The organism is Intrasporangium chromatireducens Q5-1, from assembly GCF_000576575.1.
Classification (GTDB): Bacteria; Actinomycetota; Actinomycetes; order Actinomycetales; family Dermatophilaceae; genus Intrasporangium_A; species Intrasporangium_A chromatireducens.
Genome location: NZ_AWQS01000499.1, coordinates 1 through 1,100, shown reverse-complemented (window position 1 = coordinate 1,100; position 1,100 = coordinate 1). Strand labels below are relative to the sequence as shown.

At 76.5% G+C, this 1,100-nt stretch carries 1 pseudogene; it reads left to right on the top strand.

The annotated features are described in order from the left end of the window. Positions 1–1,100: pseudogene (locus tag N864_RS25310) on the top strand (hypothetical protein); the annotation flags it as partial.

Genomic DNA, 1,100 nt, shown 5'->3' with positions numbered 1-1,100 from the left:
CCCCCGCCGGCCGCTGCCGCGCGTCAGCGCGGCCGCCCTCGATGAGGCCGCCGCCAGCGGGGACGCCTCCGCGGTGCTGTGGCGCGTGCTCATCGGCGCGGCCGCCGCCCGGTGGCGGCACGCCGACATTGCCGCCCTGGCCGACACCGCTCCCGGCCTAGAGCACGTGCGCACCTACCGCGACCGCAGCACCCGCCGGCCACGCGGCCGCGGCGAGGCCGCCAGCGTGCTGGCCAGGCAGTGGGACAAGGCCGTGAAGTACGTCGCCAGCGCCGATCGGCAGATCGGGGACGATCCGACCTTCGATGCCCGCGCCGACGCCATCGCCGCCCGCGTGCGCGCCGTGCAGACCCGCGCAGACGCGGCCGCCGGCCGCTGGACCCGCGGGGGCGGCCCCGCCGACCGGCGCGTGCTCGACGTCCTGTGCGTCTTGGCCCTGCAAGCCGTCAGCGCCGCCGTGGAGGCCGATACCCGCCGCCTGGCCCTGCTGGCCGGGATCGGCCGTGAGACCGCCCGCACAGCCCTCCTACGGCTCGCAGAGGACGGCTGGATCACCCAGACCCGCCCCGCCGACGGACCACACGGCGCGCACTGGACGATCGACCCCCACGGGCTTATCCACACCCCTCCGACCGATAGCCGGTCACAAGCGGTCCCGCGCCCCGCAGGGGCCGGGGCCGCAGAGAGAACTTCCCTCCTCGCCACTCTCACCGCCCGGATCACCGACGCCGCGCACGATCTGTTCAGCCTCTCCCCTGGACTCGGGCACCTGGCCGGCAACACCTACAGCCGCACCAGCACCGACCCTCAGCAGCTCGACGACGTGGCCCGGTGCATCGGCGCGAGCCCGGCCCAGGCCCGGTGGCTGCTGGACCGTCTCACCGAGGCCGGCGTGCTCATCCACGACCGCCGCGGCTGGCGACGCCCGGCCCACGATCGCCGCACCGCGGCCGCACGGTCCCTCGGCATCGACGGCCGGCTGGCCGAGCGGGCCGAGCGCTACCGCATCGAGCGCGAGCTGTGGGCCTGGTGGCAGGCCGAGGAAGCATGGATGAACGCGCCCAAACGCACCGCGCCCACCCGGCGGCCCGGCCGCGGGC